Raw genomic sequence first — 15,183 nt, forward strand, 5'->3', positions numbered from 1 at the left:
GCCCTATTCGCGCCTCAACAGGCGATCGACGACCAGCTTACCCCACCATCCGGCCTTGAACTCGGCGCGGATCGCCCTGGGGTCATAGGCGTCGCTCTCGACCCAATCCTCGAAGCTGACGCCCGTGGGTTCGACCTCGGCGACATATTTCTCGAGCGTATAATCCAGCACGCCGGTCAGCCCCTCGCGGCTGTGCAGGGTGCGCTTGCTCAATTCGGACATGGCCGCCGAGATCGGCTCGCCCAGGTGGAAGTGGCGATAGAAGACCGCCATCATCCCCGCCCGGTCCGCGCCCGACTTGCAGTGGATCAGCGCCGGATACTCCATCGTCTGAAACAGGGCCTTGGCCCGGCGCACCCGGTCCTTGCCCGGCGGGTCGCGCGAATCCAGCGGCGCGTCGATCAGGGTCAGGCCCAGCCGTTCGCAGGCGTCCTTCTCCAGCCAGTAATAGGCTTCGTCCCTCTGGCCGCGCAGGTTGACGACCGTCTTGATCCCCTGCCGCTTCCACCAGGCCAGTTGGCGCGGCGAGGGCTGGTTGGTTCGCACCAGATCCGGCCCCAGCCAGTGGGCGTTGGTGAACGCCGTGCGCAGGAAGGCGTGATCCTTCCAGAAATAGGACCAGCGCGCCTTGAAACGGCCGAATGGCGTAGTCAGATCGTAGCGCCCCATGACGGCCAGATAGCGCCGTTTGCACCCGGCGTCACCCGTCCGGCGCCGCCTCTCCTGAGCGCGGCCGCTTGACTTGACGCCCCAGCCGTTCGACCGAAGGCCGATGACCGTTCCCGCTCCCCATGCCGACGCCCGCGAGCCGCTGCGGCCCCTGCTCGCCCGCATCTGGCGCGAGTATCTGTCGCGGCACAAGCCGGCCTTCTTCACCTCCATGCTGCTGGCGGGCGTGTCGGGCGGCCTGACGGCCCTGCTGCTCAAGTTCCTGGAGCCTGCGATCGACCTGCTGTTCGGCCAGCACGCAGGGCCCGTGACGATCTGGAAGACCATCACCATCCCGGCGGACAAGGTGCTGATCGCCATCCCTCTGTTCATCATCGTCGTGGCGGTGATCCGTTCGCTGAGCATGGCCGGCCAGGCGGCGCTGGTGAACCGGCTGGGTCACGGCATCGTCGGCGACATCCAGAAGCAGCTGTTCTCGGGCATGATCCGGGCCGACCTGTCGCGCCTGCGCAGCCAGCATTCGGGGACCTTCGTCTCCTCCGTCCTGTTCGACGCCAACCTGGTGCGCGAAGCCTTCACCTCGGGCGTGGTCAACTACACCCAGAACGCCCTGATGCTGCTGGGCGTCATAGTCGCCATGGGCTTCATCGACCTGCCGCTGACGCTGATCGTCCTGCTGGGCGTGCCGGTCGTCAGCTGGATCATCCGTCGCTTCGGCAAGAAGTCGCGCAAGGCCGCGCGCGGGGCCATGGTCGAGACCGAGGCCCTGTCCAGCGCCCTGATGGAGAACCTGGACGGCGTCCGCGTCATCAAGATCGAGAACCGCGAGGCGGCCGAGGAAGCCCGCGTCTCCACCGTCATCGACCGCCGCCAGCGCCACGTCATCAAGGGCGCCGACAGCCGCGCCTTCTCCGGCCCGGCCAGCGACATCGTCGCCTACGGCGTCGTCGCCGCCGTCATGGCCTATGCCGGATGGAGCGCCAGCCAGGGCGAGATGACGGTCGGCGCCTTCGCCTCCTTCATCGGCATGCTGCTGCTGGCCGGCCAGGCCCTGCGCCAGGTGACCAACCTCACAACGGTGCTGAGCGAGGGGTTCACGGCCGCCCGCCGCCTGTTCGCCGCCCTGGACATCGAACCCGAGATTCGCGAGGCCAATGACGCGGCCGTGGTCGCGCCCGGCCCCGTCACCGTCGCCCTGGACCATGTCAGTTTCGCTTATCATGCAGACGAGGACGGGTCCGCCCCGACCCTGTCGGACGTCAGCCTGCACGTCGCGCCGGGCGAGACCATCGCCCTGGTCGGCCCGTCGGGCGGGGGCAAGTCGACTATCCTCAGCCTGTTGCCGCGCTTCTATGACGTGACGGCGGGCCGGGTGACGCTGAACGGCCGCGACATCCGCGAGCTGAGCCTGCCTTCCTTACGCGACCACATCGCCCTGGTGACGCAGGAGCCTTTCCTGTTCGACGACACCATCGCCGCCAACATCGCCTATGGCCGCCCCGGCGCCACGGCCGAGGACATCGTGGCCGCCGCCCGCGCCGCCGCCGCCCACGACTTCATCGCCGCCCTACCCGACGGCTACGCCACCCGCGTGGGCGAGGCCGGCGCCCGCCTGTCCGGCGGCCAGCGCCAGCGCATCGCCATCGCCCGCGCCTTTCTGAAGGACGCGCCCATCCTGTTGCTGGACGAGGCCACCAGCGCGCTGGACACCGAGAGCGAGGCCCTGGTGCAGGCCGCGCTGGAGCGGCTGATGAACGGCCGCGCCACCCTGATGATCGCCCACCGCCTGTCCACGGTGAAGAACGCCGACCGCATCTACGTCATCGACGGCGGCCGCGTGGTCGAGGAAGGCTCGCACGACGCGCTTGTGGCGCGCGGCGGTCTCTACGCCCGCCTGGCCCGGCAGCAGTCGCTGGACAGCGACCCGGTCGCCCCCTCGCCTCTTTCGACTTTGCCGCCTCTGGTCGAGCTTCCCGACGAGACCGGCGCATGAGGCCGCTGCGCAACCCCGCCATCCAGAACGCCATGGCCTGGACCCTGGCCCAATGGATGCGCTTCTGCATCGCCACCATCCGCTGGACCCATGAGAACGAGGCCGCGGCCGAAGAAGTCTGGCGCGACGGCGGCGGGGTGCTGTGCGCCTTCTGGCACTCGCGCATCGCCCTGGCCCCGTCCTGCTGGCCCCAGGATCGGGCTCAGCCCGCCAAGGCCCTGATCTCCCTGTCCGCTGACGGCGAGTTCATCGCCAAGGCGATCGCACGCCAGGGCTTCCCCGCCGTGCGCGGCTCCTCGGCCAATAAGGACAAGGCCAAGCAGGCCAAGGGCGGGACACAGGCCCTGCGCGACGGTCTGAAGCAGTTGAAGCTCGGCGCTCTGGCGCTGACTCCTGACGGCCCGCGCGGTCCGGCGCGTCAGATGGCCGAGGGCCTGCCGCTGATGGCGAAGATCTCGGGCGCGCCCGTGCTGTTGATCGGCATGTCGTGCAATCCGGCGATCCGACTGAACAGCTGGGACCGCGCCCTGCTGCCCCTGCCCTTCGGCAAGGGCGCCGTGGTCTGGGACCGGGTCGACTGGCCTGAAGGCGGCGATCTGGCCGCCGTCGCCGCCGAGTGGGGCGAGCGCCTGACCGCCGTCGAGGCCCGCGCCGACGCTCTCACCGGTCTGGAGCGCGTCTGAGCGTGTCCTTCAGCCCCGCCCTGATCGCCTATCAGCTGCTGACCCGCCTGCTGGAGCCGCTGGCCCCGCGCCTGCTGGACGCCCGCGTCAAGAAGGGCAAGGAGGACCCCGCCCGCGTCGATGAACGGCTGGGCCTGCCCGGCATGGCGCGCCCCGTCGGCCCTCTGGTCTGGATCCACGGCGTCAGCGTCGGCGAGGCCCTGTCGATCCTTCCGCTGGCCGAGCGTATCCGCAAGGATCGGCCCGACGTGACGGTGCTGGTCACCACCGGCACCCTGACCTCAGCCCAGGTGCTGGCCAGCCGCCTGCCGCGCGGCGTCATCCACCAGTTCGCCCCGGTGGACGCCCCCTCGGCGGTCGCGGCCTTCCTCGACCACTGGCGGCCCAACGTCGGCGTCTTCGTCGAGAGCGAGCTGTGGCCCAACCTGCTGACTACGGCGCAAAAACGCGGCGTGCCCCTGGCTCTGGTCAGCGCCCGCATCACCAAAAAGACGGCGCAGGGCTGGAAGAAGGCGCCCGGCATGGCCCGCGCCCTGATGAACGGCTTTTCGCACGTCTGGCCTCAGGACCAGGACAGCGCCGACCGGCTGACGGCGCTGGGCGCCCGCGTCGACGGTCAGGTGAACCTGAAGCTGTCCGGCGAACCCCTGCCCTATGACAAGGGCGAATTCGCTCGCCTGTCGGCCCTGATCGACGACCGCCCCGTCGTCGTCGCCGCCAGCACCCATGAGCATGAGGAAATGGCCATCGTCGGCGCGCTGGACCATCTGGCCGACCGCCTGTTCCTGATCGTCGTGCCGCGCCACCCGGAACGCGGCGACGCCATCGCCGAGGCCCTGAGCCACGACGGCTACGGCTTCGCCCGGCGCAGTCAGGGCCAGCCGATCTGCGACCAGACCGACATCTATCTGGCCGACACCCTGGGCGAGCTGGGGCTGTTCCTGCGGCTGGCCGATGTGGTGGTCATGGGCGGCTCCTTCGCCCCGGCGCTGGGCGGCGGCGCGGTCGGCGGCCACAACCCGCTGGAGCCCGCCCGTCTCGCCAAGCCCATCGTCACCGGCCCCGACGCCAGCAACTGGCAGGCCGTGACCCGGATGCTGAAGCAGGCGGGCGGCCTCGTCTCCGTCCTGTCGCCCGCCGAACTGCCCTCGGTCGTCGGCCCCATGCTGGCCGACCCCGAGGCCGCCCGCGACATGGGCGAGCGCGCGCGGCGATCCGCAGAGGCCGCCGCCGCCGGGCTGGACCGCCTGTGGCTGGCGCTTCAGACCCACCTGCCCGCCGCCCCGTCACGGAGGCGCCCGTGAAACTGAACACCCCCCGCTGGTGGTACAGCCGCGACCGTCGCCACGCCCCGATGACGCGGATGATGCTGAAGCCCGCCTCATGGCTGTGGGCGGGCGTGACGGCGCGCAAGATCGCCCGCGCCACGCCGGTCGATCCGGGCGCAGCGGTCATCTCCATCGGCAATCTGACGGTCGGCGGATCGGGCAAGACCCCCGTCGCGCGCGAGACTCTGCGCCTGCTGCGCGCCCAGGGCGTCAACGCCGCCGCCCTGTCGCGCGGCTATGGCGGCAGGCTGGAGGGCCCGGTCCACGTCGACCTGAACCAACACACCGCCGCCGATGTCGGCGACGAACCCCTGATGCTGGCGCAGGACGCCCCCGCATGGATCGCCCGCGACCGCGTGGCGGGCGCCCGCGCCGCCGCCGCAGAGGGCGTGCAAGCCCTCGTTCTGGACGACGGCCACCAGAACCCGGCGCTGAAGAAGACCCTCAGCCTGATCGTGGTCGACGGCGAGACGCGCGGCGACGAATGGCCCTTCGGCGACGGCTCGGTCTTCCCCTCCGGCCCGATGCGCGAGCCGCTGAAGGCCGGGCTGGCCCGCGCCGACGGCGTGGTCGTCATGCTGCCGACCGACATGGACGCCGCCGATCCCGAACTGCTGGAGGTCTTCGGCGACCTGCCCGTCTTCATCGCCCGGCTGGAACCCGCCGCCCCGCCGCCGCCCGGCCCACAGGTCGGCTTCGCGGGCATCGCCAAGCCGTGGAAGGTCGAGCGGTCGCTGATCGCCGCAGGCTGCGACCTCAAGGATTTCGTCCCCTTCCCCGACCACGCCGCCCTGTCCGACCGCGACTTCGCCTTCCTGAACGACCGCGCCGCCGTCTACGACGCAGGCCTCGTCACCACCGAAAAGGACTGGGTGCGCCTGACGCCCGAACAGCGCGCCGCCGTCGCCGCCTGGCCCGTCGCCGCCCGGTTCGAGGATGAGGCGGGATTCGCAGCCTTTGTGACGGGCGCCCTCTGATCCGGCCGCCCTGCGTCGGAGTCAGATGTGCGGGTTGTCGAAAATGTCCTCGATCGGCCGCTCGAACAGGGCGGCGATGCGATAGGCCAGATCCAGGGAGGGGTCGTGTTTCTCGGTCTCCAGGGCGTTGACCGCCTGGCGGGAAACCCCCAGCGCCTGTCCCAGCTGTTCCTGGGTCCAGTTGCGTTCGACGCGCAGCAGCTTCAGCCGGTTCCTCATCAGTTCGAGGTCCGAATGAAGGGCGCCGTCAGGCCGAACGCCGCCCAGAACAGCGGATAGATCAGCCAAGCCGGCAGGTGCGGCGCCCCGGCGAAACTCTCTCCGAAGCCCCAGAAGGTCGCGACCGCCATCGCCATGCCGGAGGCGATGATGAACTGCTTGGCCGTGACCATGCGCACGAACTCGTCGCTTTCACGCATCAGGGCCAGCGTGGCCCAGATCTGACCGATCACCGGTGCAGAGACGGCCGCCGCCAGGACCCAGCCCGCAGGCTTTCCCATGACCCCGTCAAAGGCGTCCGTGGTCATCATCGCCACGCAGATCGCCACATAGGGAGCCATGAAGGCGAACGTCCGCAGGACGTAGCGACGCCCTGACGGCGTCTGTTGTCTGGAAAGGGTCATCATGACAGTCGCTCCTGACTTTATGTAAGGAAAACCTTACAACGCCATCATGTCATGTCAACCTTACTTTTTATCAGCATGTCCTGACATTATTGCCAGCCGCTTCGACCGCCCCTAGCTTGAAGTCATGCGTAGTGTTCCCGCCCTTGTCGTCGCCTTCCTGACGGCCGCCGCCCCTCTTGCCGCGCTTGCTTCGCCGCCTCCGCCCTTCCTGGTCCAACAGGATGTTCGCGGCGCGCGCGACCATGACGACCTGCCCCGCATGGACGGCGCGCGCATCCGCGCCTGGCGCCAGTTGTCCGTCGCCGAAATCACCCTGCCGACCGGCGCGGTCGCCGAAGGCGACACGCCGCAGAGCGCTCTGCGGCTTCAGGGTCAGATCAGCCATCTGGATTATGTCATCCGCCCGGCCGTCGCGCCGATCGACATGGCGCGCCACTATGAAGAAGCGCTTCGCGAGGGGGGCTATGAGACCGTCTTCGCCTGCACCGGCATCGCCCGCTGCGGCTCGGGCATGGGAGCGCTGATCCTGCTGAGCGACACGGTGGCGCCTGCGGGCTTCGCCGACGGCGTCTTCAACGATCAGTTGCGGGTGGTCGTGGCGCGCAAGGGGGCGACCTGGGTGCTGCTGCACATGACGCGCGGACCGGATCGGTCGCTGGTCTATCAGGCCGTGATCGAGGGCGCCCGTGAGCTCGAGTAGACGGATCGCCGATCCAGTCCGTTTCATCCGCGACAACACCCGCCTTCAGCCCGTCTCGCACACGCCCGAAATTTCCCTGTGGCTGGCCGACGAAGTCACGCCCATCTGGCGGCTGACCGAAGAAGAACTGGGCGAGATGGGCCTGCCGCCGCCCTTCTGGGCCTTCGCCTGGGCGGGCGGACAGGCGCTGGCGCGCTGGCTGCTGGATCACCCCGACGAAGTCACGGAGCGTCGCGTGCTGGATCTCGCGACCGGCTCGGGACTGGTGGCGATCGCGGCGATGAAGGCGGGCGCCGCGTCGGTGCTGGCCGCCGACATCGACCCCTTCTGCGCCGCCGCCGTCGCCGCCAACGCCGAAGCCAACGGCGTCGAGATCGCCTTCACCGCGGACAATCTGCTTGAGGCCCCGCCCCCGGCATTCGACGTCATCTGCGCGGGCGACGTCTTCTATGAAGGGCCGATGGCCGAGGCGGTCCTGGCCTGGCTGAAGCAGGCGCGGGCGGCCGGGACAAGCGTGCTGGTCGGCGATCCCGGCCGGACCTACTTCCCGAAGGAGGGGCTCAGCCTGCTGGCTGAATACCGCGTGCCGACCACGCGTGAACTGGAGGACCAGCAGGTCAAACGCACGCGGGTCTGGTCGCTGGACCTATAGCCCGCCTCAGGCGTCCCGGGGCAGGACGGTCAGCACCCGCGCCATATGCTGGTGGAAGGCCTCCATATAGTCGCGCAGGAACTGTTCCGTGGAGGGCACAGTGACGTTGCCGTCGTCGTCGATCAGGCCCGGCGTCAGCTGGATATAGCCTTCGGGCGCATTCATCTGCGGGGCCTGGAGGAAGCCCAGCACCGGCCGCAGCGCCTGCTGGGCCAGGGCCGTGCCGATGGCCCCGATCGAGGCGCCGATCACCGCCGTCGGCTTGTTCTTGAAGGCGTTGCTTCCATAGGGGCGACTGGCCCAGTCGATGGCGTTCTTCAGCCCGCCGGGCATGGAGCGATTGTATTCCGGCGTGACGATCAGGATCGCATCGGAGCGCTTGATCGCCGCCTTGAAGTCGTTGGCGACGGCCGGATAGTCGGCGTCATAGTCATAGGAATAGAGCGGCAGCTCGCTGAAGCCGATCTCGTGGAACTGCAGCTTCTCGGGCGCGAGCTTGACCAGGGCCTTGGCCAGCTTGCGGTTGATCGAACCCTTGGCCAGGCTGCCGATGATGTAGCCGACGTTGTAGGTGGTCATGATAGGCGTCCCGCTGAATGAGGGCGGCGTGCGCCGCCGCTGGCGAGGAAATGCCCCAGCAAGCTTGGCGGTTCCGTATCAGACGCGCACGGCCTGGCGACTTCGCCCCGCCTCGCCGAACACCCGCAGATAGCGCTCGATCTCGGTTCGGTCGCCGGTGGCCTTTTCAACGTTGTCCGACAGCTTGACCGCCGGGCGGCCCGCCGCCTGCGTCACCTTGCAGACCAGCGACAGGGGCAGCAATTCGGGCGCCTCTACGGGGGCGCAGTCGCGGAAGTCGTTGGTCAGGTTGGTGCCCCAGCCGAAGCTGGTCCGCACCCGCCCCTTGAAGTGGGCGTGGGCCGCCTCGATGCCGTCGACATCCAGCCCGTCGGCCAGAACCAGCAGGCGCTCACGCGGATCGCGCCCCTTGGACGCCCACCACTTCATGATGATCTCGCCGCCCTCGATCGGCGGAGCGGAATCGGGACGGAAGCCCTTCCAGTCGGCCAGCCAGTCAGGCGCGTCATTCAGGAAGGCTTCGGTGCCGAAGGCGTCCGGCAGGGCGATCAGCAGATTACCATCATAGGCCGCGCGCCATTCCTCCAGCACCCGATAGGGCGCCGCGCGCAAGGCCGCCTCGTCCTCGCCCGCCATCGCGGCCAGCACCATCGGCAGTTCGTGGCCGTTGGTGCCGATGGCCTCAAGGTCGTTGTTCATCGCCAGCAGCACGTTGGAGGTGCCGATGAAGGCGCTTCCCAGCCCCTCCTTCAGCGCCTCGACGCACCAGCCCTGCCACAGGAAGCCGTGGCGGCGACGCGTGCCGAAGTCGGACAGGGCCAGCGGCTCCAGCTTTCTCAGCCGCTCGATCTTGCTCCACAGCTTGGTCTTGGCGCGCGAATAGAGGATGTCCAGTTCGAAGCGCCCCATGCGGCGCAAGGCGCGGCGGCTGCGCAGCTCGTTCAGGATCGACAGGGCGGGGATTTCCCACAGGGTGACGTCCGCCCAGCTTCCGGAAAACTCGAGCCGGTACTGTCCGTCGGCGCTGCGAGACAGGTCGTAGTCCGGCAGGCGATAATCGGCCAGCCAGGCCAGAAAGTCCGGGCTGAAGATCGACTTCACCCCATAGAAGGTGTTGCCGCCCAGCCAGATCAGTTCGCGGTTGGTGAAACGCAGGGACCGGGCGTGGTCCAGTTGGGCGCGCAGTTCGGCCTCGTCCACCTCTTCGGCCAAGCGAACGGAGGTGGTGCGGTTGATGACAGAGAAGGTCACCGGCACATCGCGGAATCGGCGCCAGATCAGTTGCAGCATCAACAGCTTGTAGAAGTCGGTGTCCAACAGGCTGCGGACGATGGGGTCCAGTCGCCAGCCGTGGTCATAGGCCCGCTTGGCCAGGTCGATGCTCGCCATGCCGGATCAGTCCGCCTTTCGTTCCGCCGGTTCGAGAACCGCTTCCACCGGGGCCTCGTCCTCGTTGACCAGGCGTCCCTCGCGGTGGGGCTTGATATAGGGAGTCGGCTTGGGCGTGGGCATATTGCCCCGCATCATGGCCCGCCCGGCCCCCAGGCCGCCGGTGACCTCCAGGTCCAGCCGCGCCTCGTCGCGGCGGCGCACGTCGGCGATGACCTCGGCGGCTTCGTCCTGCGGCAAGCCCAGTTCCTCCAGCACCGCCTGGCCGAACTTCAGGGCGGATTCGAAGGTCTCGCGCACCTGATAGTCCACGCCCGCCTGGATCAGGCGCAGCGAATGGCCCCGGTCGAAGGCGCGGACCAGCAGCTTCACGCCCGGAAACTCGGACTTGACCAGTTGGACGATGCGGTCGGCCGTCTCGGGCTTGTCGACGCAGACCAGCACCGCCTCGGCCTTGCCCGCGCCCGAGGCCCTGAGCGTGTCCAGCCGCGTGCCGTCGCCGTAATAGACCTTGAAGCCGAAGTTCCCGGCGGCCTGGATCATCTCCACGTCGTTCTCGATGATCGACACGTCCACGTCGCGCGCCAGCAGGGGCTGGGACACCACCTGGGCGAAGCGGCCGAAGCCGATGATCAACACCTGGCCGCCCAGACCCTCGGCGGCGTCGACGCCCTCGGCCTCTTCCGGCGACAGGCCCGCCTCCTTCGGCAGGAAGCGCTTCAACGCCAGCGTCGTCAGCGGCGTCAGAGCCATGGACAGGATGACGATGGCCGTCAGGGCCGCGCTGGCCTGGGCGTCGATCACCCCGGCGCCGGCCGCCGCGCCGTAGAGGACGAAGGCGAACTCGCCGCCCTGGGCGAACAGGGCCGCCCGCTCAAGCGCCTCATGATGACGCGCCCTGAACAGGCGGGCGACGACATAGATGACCAGGGCCTTCACCACCATGAAGGCCGCCAGCCCGGCGACGACGATGCGCCAGTCGCTGATGACCACGCCGATGTCCAGCGCCATGCCGACCGACAGGAAGAACAGGCCCAGCAGGATGGCGCGGAAGGGCTCGACGTCGGCTTCCAACTGGTGCCGGAAGGTCGAGTCGGACAGCAGCACCCCGGCCAGGAAGGCGCCCATGGCCATCGACAGGCCGACCTCGTCCATGATCCAGGCCGTGCCCGCCACCACCAGCAGGGCGGCGGCCGTCATCACCTCGCGCCCGCCGTTGCGCGCCAGGAAGCGGAACACCGGATTGATGGCGTAGACGCCGACCGCCAGCACGCCCGCCAGGGCCGCCAGGGCCAGACCGATCGACCGCCACAACGGCGTCGTGCTCTCGGCCGCATGGCCGAGGGAGGCGCCCAGCAGGGCGACGATGGCCAGCAGGGGGACGATGGCCAGATCCTCGAACAGCAGGATGCTGACCGCCCTCTGGCCGCTGGGGGTGGGCAGGTCGCCGCGCTCCTCCAGCATCTGCACGATGACGGCCGTTGAGGACATGACGAAGCCCATGGCTCCGACGAAGGCCACCGGCGCCGAAACTCCCGCCGCCATGGCGACGCCGGTCAGGGCCAGCCCCGCCAGCCCGACCTGGGCCGAGCCCAGACCGAAAATCTCCTTGCGCATCCCCCACAGGCGCTTGGGCCGCATCTCCAGGCCGATGATGAACAGGAAGATGACCACGCCGAACTCAGCGACGTGCAGGATGACTTCAGGCTCGCGGAACAGGGCCAGGCCGAAGGGACCGATGGCGACGCCCGCCGCCAGATAACCGAGCACCGAGCCCAACCCGATCTTGCGGAATACCGGCACGGCCACCACGCCCGCCGCCAAGAGGGCCGCTACATGGCCCAGTTCCAGTCCCGTTGCAGCCTCGGCCATCGCTCACCCTTGCGTTTGTCTTTTCATAGTGGGGGCGAACACGATCGATTGCGAGGGGGAAGGTTCGGCGGCGTCGCGTCCTGGCGGCGGCCGGAACCCCGGACGCCGTGCGCGGGTTTCTCAAGCTGGGCCGCCAGGCGCCCCCCCTACACGAGAGAAGGCCATGAAGATTCGCGACGTGATGAGCAAGGACGTGCAGGTCGCCCGTCCGGAAGACACCCTGCAGAACGTCGCCGGTCGAATGGCCGCGGGCGATTTCGGCTTCATCCCCGTGGCCGACGGCGACCGGCTGATCGGCGCCCTGACCGATCGCGACATCGTCGTGCGCGGCGTGGCCTCGGGCGCCGGACCGGAAGCGCGGGTGCTGGACGTGCTGTCGCGCGACGCTCTGGTGGTGCGGGCCGACGACGACCTGAAGGTCGCGCTGGATCTGATGTCGTCGCGCCAGATCCGCCGCCTGCCGGTGGTGGACAAGGACGGCCGCCTGGTCGGCGTCGTCTCGCTGGGCGACCTGTCGACCCGGGTCAAGGAACGCTACGCCGGCGAGGCGCTGGAGGAGATTTCCCGCCCTCAGGGTTAATCCGCCGCTAACCACGTCACGGAACCCGACGATAACGGCCCGGGCCGCATCATTTCCCCTCTTTGCAAGAGGGAAGTCCGGAATGGCGCGCGCCCAGTTCCAGAAGGGCCAGAAGGTCTGGGTCGAGAGCGTCGGCGTCTGGGCCCAGGTCGAAAAGGTCATGCCCGTCTGGGCCAAGGGTTTCGACGAGCCGGTCCGGATCACCTACGACGTGGGCCTGGGCCGCGAGTTCGCCGCAGCGGAACTGCAGGTTCCCTCGGACAATCCCGCCGCCGGCGCCGTAGGCGACTGGCGCATCCTGCGCGCGCGCAACAAGTGGCAGGACCCCGCCGACTGCGTCCACCATCCCTACCCCGGCAGTTACCCGGTGGTGGTCACCGACAAGACCGACTGGGGCGGCTGGCGCGTGCCCGGCGCCGAATACGATCGCGACCCGCAGCGCATCGAATTCCAGGCTCGCCTGATCGCGGCAGGGCCCGACCTGATGGACCTGGCGCGCGAACTGATGGCCTCGGTGGCCGAGGCTCCGGACGACGCCCCGCCCGAAACCCAGCGCCTGGCCCGCAAGGCCCAGTCCATCCTGCGTCGCATGACCGAGATCGCCGCACCGGCCCCTGCGCCCCGGCCGGATGAGGACGCGGAGACGGACGCCTAGACTCGCCGACGCTCATCCTAGGCGCCACCCCTCGACGGATTCCGCGACGCAGCCTAGATTCCCGAGTGAATCGGGACAGGAGGGTCGCCCTTGCGGGGCACCGAGCGCCGCAGTTACGGGCCCGGCCGTCGGGCCACGGATCATCAGGCCGCGCGCTCCGCGCCCTGGGTCCGTATCCTTGCGCTCGCCGTGGCGCTGGCCCTGGCGGCCTATGTCATGCTGTTCGCGCGCGAGAACAGCCGTCCCAGCCGCGAAGTCGAGGCCGCCCGACTGGAGACCCTGACGCTTGAGGCGAGGCTCGCCGCCGCCCAGGTCGAAGCCCGCGCCGCGCGGACGGATCGCGCCCTGGACGCCGCCGCCCGCGTTCTGGCTCAGACGCCGAACCAGCCGGTCCAGGCCCTGGACAGCGCCCGCCTGGAAGATCCCGAAGCCGCGTTGCTGATCGCCGATGCGGACGGCCGCGTCCTGGCGGCGCAAGGCGCCCGTCTGGGCTCCGACGCGGCGGCCGGCCTATCGGTCGGCGAGGACGGCCTGACCACGCGCCGGACGACGCCGGACGGCCATGTCCTGGTCGCACGCACGCCCCTGCCGACCCTGAAACCGACGCTCGCCCAGGCCAGCCTCAGCATCCTGCCGTCCGGTCAGGCCCCCGCCACGCCGGACCAAGCGGTCAAGCGGCCGGACGGACGCCCTCAGACCGCCGCCGTGGCCCCCATCGGCGACACCGGCCTGTCTGTCGTGGCGGCCCTGCCTCGCCCGGACGCCTTCGCCGCCTGGCTGGACGACGCTTGGATGCTGGCCGCGCCCCTGCTGATGGTGGTGCTGATGCTGGCGGTGATCGCCGTGCAGAACTGGCGCCAGATGCGGACGAGCCGACGATGGGCCGACACCGAGCGCCGTTTCCGTGTGGCCGTCGAGGCCGCGCGCTGCGGCGTATGGGAATGGGATCTGGCCAAGGGCGAGGCGACCCTGTCCGACTACATGGCCGCCCTGCTGGAGGTGGAGACGGGAACCGTCCTGACCACCCAAGCCATGGTCGAGCGAGTCCATCCCCGCTATCGCCAGTTGATGGTCCAGGCCCTGGACAAGGCCATGGCCGACGGCGTGTTCGAAGCGGCCTTTCCCGTGCCGTTGAGCAACGGCGGCGTCCGCTGGATAGACGCGCGCGGTCAGTCCCGCCAGCCGCGTCGCGACGGCGGCTATGACAGCCTGATGGGGGTGGCGCTGGACGTCACCGAAGCTCGCCGCACCAAGGCCCAGGCCCAGGCCGCCGAAAGCCGCCTGCGCGACGCCATCGAAAGCGTGTCCGACGCCTTCGTCCTGTTCGACCGGCGCGGACGGCTGATCCTGTGGAATCAGGGATTCCAGGACGCCTTCGCCTTCCCTGAGGGCGTGGTTCGGCCCGGCGCCCAGAAGGACGAACTGAACCGCATCGCCGCCGAGGCGATCAAGGCCGAACATCCGTCAGCCGGGGGCCGCGCCGGAGTGCGTGAGGTCGAGCTGAAGGACGGCCGCTGGCTGCAGATGGCCGAACGCTTCACCGGCGACGGCGGCACGGTGGTGATCTGCGCCGACATCACCGTCATCCGCCGCCAGGAGGCCGAGCGCCGCCGCGCCGCCGACGAACTGCGCGCCATGGTGGCCGAACTGGAGGCCAGCCAGGCGAACCTGGCCCTGCTGGCGCGCAAGTATGAGGTCGCCATGACCCGCGCCGAGGCCGCCAACCAGGCCAAGTCCGAGTTCCTGGCCAATATGAGCCATGAGCTGCGCACCCCGCTGAACGCCATCAACGGCTTCTCAGAGATCATGGCCGCCGAGATGTTCGGCCCCCTGGGCGACCGCCGCTACAAGGGCTACGCCGCCGACATCCACGGCTCGGGCCAGCACCTGCTCAGCCTGATCAACGACATCCTCGACATGGCCAAGATCGAGGCGGGCAAGCTGACGCTGCACTATGAGCCGATGGCGCTGGACGTGCTGTGCGCCGAGGCGGTGCGGCTGATGCGGGGCAAGGCGCAGGAGGCGCGGCTGGCCCTCACGCTGGACTGTCCTGAGGCCCTGCGCATAGAGGCGGACCAGCGCGGCCTGAAACAGGTGCTGCTGAATCTGATCTCCAATGCGGTGAAGTTCACGCCCGAAGGCGGCGCCGTGTCGGTGATCGTCGCTCCGCGGGATGCGGACACGGTGCGCGTATCGGTCGCCGACACCGGCATCGGCATCTCCGCCAAGGATCTGGAGCGGCTGGCCCAGCCGTTCGAGCAGGTGGAGGGCCAGCACTCCAAGTCGACCCAGGGCACGGGTCTCGGCCTGGCCCTGACCAAGTCGCTGATCGAACTGCACGGCGGCGCCATGACCATCGACAGCGAACCGGGACGCGGCACCACCGTCTGGTTCGACCTGCCGCTTCGCGCGCCCCAAGGGGCCGTGGCCCCCGTCGGCGCGCCCGTCCAGCGGGTCCAGCCGCGCGCCGCTTAGCCCGA

The 15,183-nt window shown here is 69.4% G+C and carries 15 protein-coding genes; 9 read left to right on the top strand and 6 right to left on the bottom strand.

The annotated features are described in order from the left end of the window. Positions 1–3 precede the first annotated feature (3 nt). The gene (locus tag ACWIDZ_RS03745) at positions 4–669 is read right to left on the bottom strand and encodes a fused DSP-PTPase phosphatase/NAD kinase-like protein (RefSeq protein ID WP_291776764.1); all 666 of its coding nucleotides are present in this window, start codon (positions 667–669) and stop codon (positions 4–6) included. Positions 670–772: 103 nt separating this feature from the next. On the opposite strand from ACWIDZ_RS03745, the gene ACWIDZ_RS03750 reads away from it, so the two are divergent. The 4 genes from ACWIDZ_RS03750 to lpxK are packed head-to-tail and all read left to right on the top strand — an operon-like array spanning position 773 to position 5,650. Continuing rightward, positions 773–2,662, top strand: coding sequence for an ABC transporter ATP-binding protein (locus ACWIDZ_RS03750; RefSeq protein WP_453988815.1), 1,890 nt, complete (start codon positions 773–775; stop codon positions 2,660–2,662). Beyond that, positions 2,659–3,345 carry a lysophospholipid acyltransferase family protein gene (locus ACWIDZ_RS03755; protein WP_453988816.1) on the top strand — a complete coding sequence of 229 codons (687 nt, stop codon included), beginning with the start codon at positions 2,659–2,661 and terminating at the stop codon, positions 3,343–3,345. The genes ACWIDZ_RS03750 and ACWIDZ_RS03755 overlap by 4 nt, the downstream gene beginning before the upstream one ends. A gap of 2 nt (positions 3,346–3,347) precedes the next feature. Further along, positions 3,348–4,649 carry a 3-deoxy-D-manno-octulosonic acid transferase gene (locus tag ACWIDZ_RS03760; RefSeq protein ID WP_453988817.1) on the top strand — a complete coding sequence of 434 codons (1,302 nt, stop codon included), beginning with the start codon at positions 3,348–3,350 and terminating at the stop codon, positions 4,647–4,649. After that, on the top strand, positions 4,646–5,650 hold the full coding sequence (gene lpxK, locus ACWIDZ_RS03765) for a tetraacyldisaccharide 4'-kinase (protein WP_453988818.1): 1,005 nt from the start codon (positions 4,646–4,648) through the stop codon (positions 5,648–5,650). The genes ACWIDZ_RS03760 and lpxK overlap by 4 nt, the downstream gene beginning before the upstream one ends. A gap of 21 nt (positions 5,651–5,671) precedes the next feature. On the opposite strand, the gene ACWIDZ_RS03770 is transcribed toward lpxK, so the two are convergent. Next, positions 5,672–5,869, bottom strand: coding sequence for a helix-turn-helix transcriptional regulator (locus tag ACWIDZ_RS03770; RefSeq protein ID WP_343828786.1), 198 nt, complete (start codon positions 5,867–5,869; stop codon positions 5,672–5,674). Continuing rightward, positions 5,869–6,276 (bottom strand): hypothetical protein, encoded by a 408-nt coding sequence (locus tag ACWIDZ_RS03775; RefSeq protein WP_343828785.1) that lies wholly within the window; start codon positions 6,274–6,276, stop codon positions 5,869–5,871. The genes ACWIDZ_RS03770 and ACWIDZ_RS03775 overlap by 1 nt, the downstream gene beginning before the upstream one ends. Positions 6,277–6,400: 124 nt before the next feature. On the opposite strand from ACWIDZ_RS03775, the gene ACWIDZ_RS03780 reads away from it, so the two are divergent. Both ACWIDZ_RS03780 and ACWIDZ_RS03785 read left to right on the top strand, forming a co-directional pair. Further along, positions 6,401–6,976 carry a hypothetical protein gene (locus ACWIDZ_RS03780; protein WP_338578170.1) on the top strand — a complete coding sequence of 192 codons (576 nt, stop codon included), beginning with the start codon at positions 6,401–6,403 and terminating at the stop codon, positions 6,974–6,976. Next, positions 6,963–7,628: a class I SAM-dependent methyltransferase gene (locus ACWIDZ_RS03785; RefSeq protein WP_453988819.1), complete on the top strand. Its 666-nt coding sequence runs from the start codon at positions 6,963–6,965 to the stop codon at positions 7,626–7,628. Before ACWIDZ_RS03780 ends, ACWIDZ_RS03785 begins: the two co-directional genes overlap by 14 nt. Positions 7,629–7,634: 6 nt before the next feature. Here the strand turns inward: ACWIDZ_RS03785 and ACWIDZ_RS03790 are convergent, their stop codons facing one another. The 3 genes from ACWIDZ_RS03790 to ACWIDZ_RS03800 form a co-directional block, all read right to left on the bottom strand. Next, positions 7,635–8,207 (bottom strand): NADPH-dependent FMN reductase, encoded by a 573-nt coding sequence (locus ACWIDZ_RS03790; RefSeq protein WP_291776781.1) that lies wholly within the window; start codon positions 8,205–8,207, stop codon positions 7,635–7,637. A gap of 78 nt (positions 8,208–8,285) precedes the next feature. Beyond that, a complete protein-coding gene (locus tag ACWIDZ_RS03795; RefSeq protein ID WP_453988820.1) occupies positions 8,286–9,596 on the bottom strand; it encodes a nicotinate phosphoribosyltransferase in 1,311 nt (436 codons plus the stop codon). 6 nt (positions 9,597–9,602) lie between these two features. After that, the gene (locus tag ACWIDZ_RS03800) at positions 9,603–11,468 is read right to left on the bottom strand and encodes a monovalent cation:proton antiporter-2 (CPA2) family protein (RefSeq protein WP_291776784.1); all 1,866 of its coding nucleotides are present in this window, start codon (positions 11,466–11,468) and stop codon (positions 9,603–9,605) included. A 163-nt stretch (positions 11,469–11,631) separates the two neighbouring features. On the opposite strand from ACWIDZ_RS03800, the gene ACWIDZ_RS03805 reads away from it, so the two are divergent. The 3 genes from ACWIDZ_RS03805 (at position 11,632) to ACWIDZ_RS03815 (ending at position 15,178) form a co-directional block, all read left to right on the top strand. Next, entirely contained in the window at positions 11,632–12,048 is a 417-nt protein-coding gene (locus ACWIDZ_RS03805; RefSeq protein WP_087141056.1) for a CBS domain-containing protein, read from the top strand. Positions 12,049–12,130: 82 nt separating this feature from the next. Further along, positions 12,131–12,703 carry a hypothetical protein gene (locus ACWIDZ_RS03810; RefSeq protein WP_453988822.1) on the top strand — a complete coding sequence of 191 codons (573 nt, stop codon included), beginning with the start codon at positions 12,131–12,133 and terminating at the stop codon, positions 12,701–12,703. Between the two features lie 90 nt (positions 12,704–12,793). Further along, a complete protein-coding gene (locus ACWIDZ_RS03815) occupies positions 12,794–15,178 on the top strand; it encodes an ATP-binding protein (RefSeq protein WP_453988824.1) in 2,385 nt (794 codons plus the stop codon). Positions 15,179–15,183 lie beyond the last annotated feature (5 nt).

Source organism: Brevundimonas sp. NPDC055311 (genome assembly GCF_053645695.1).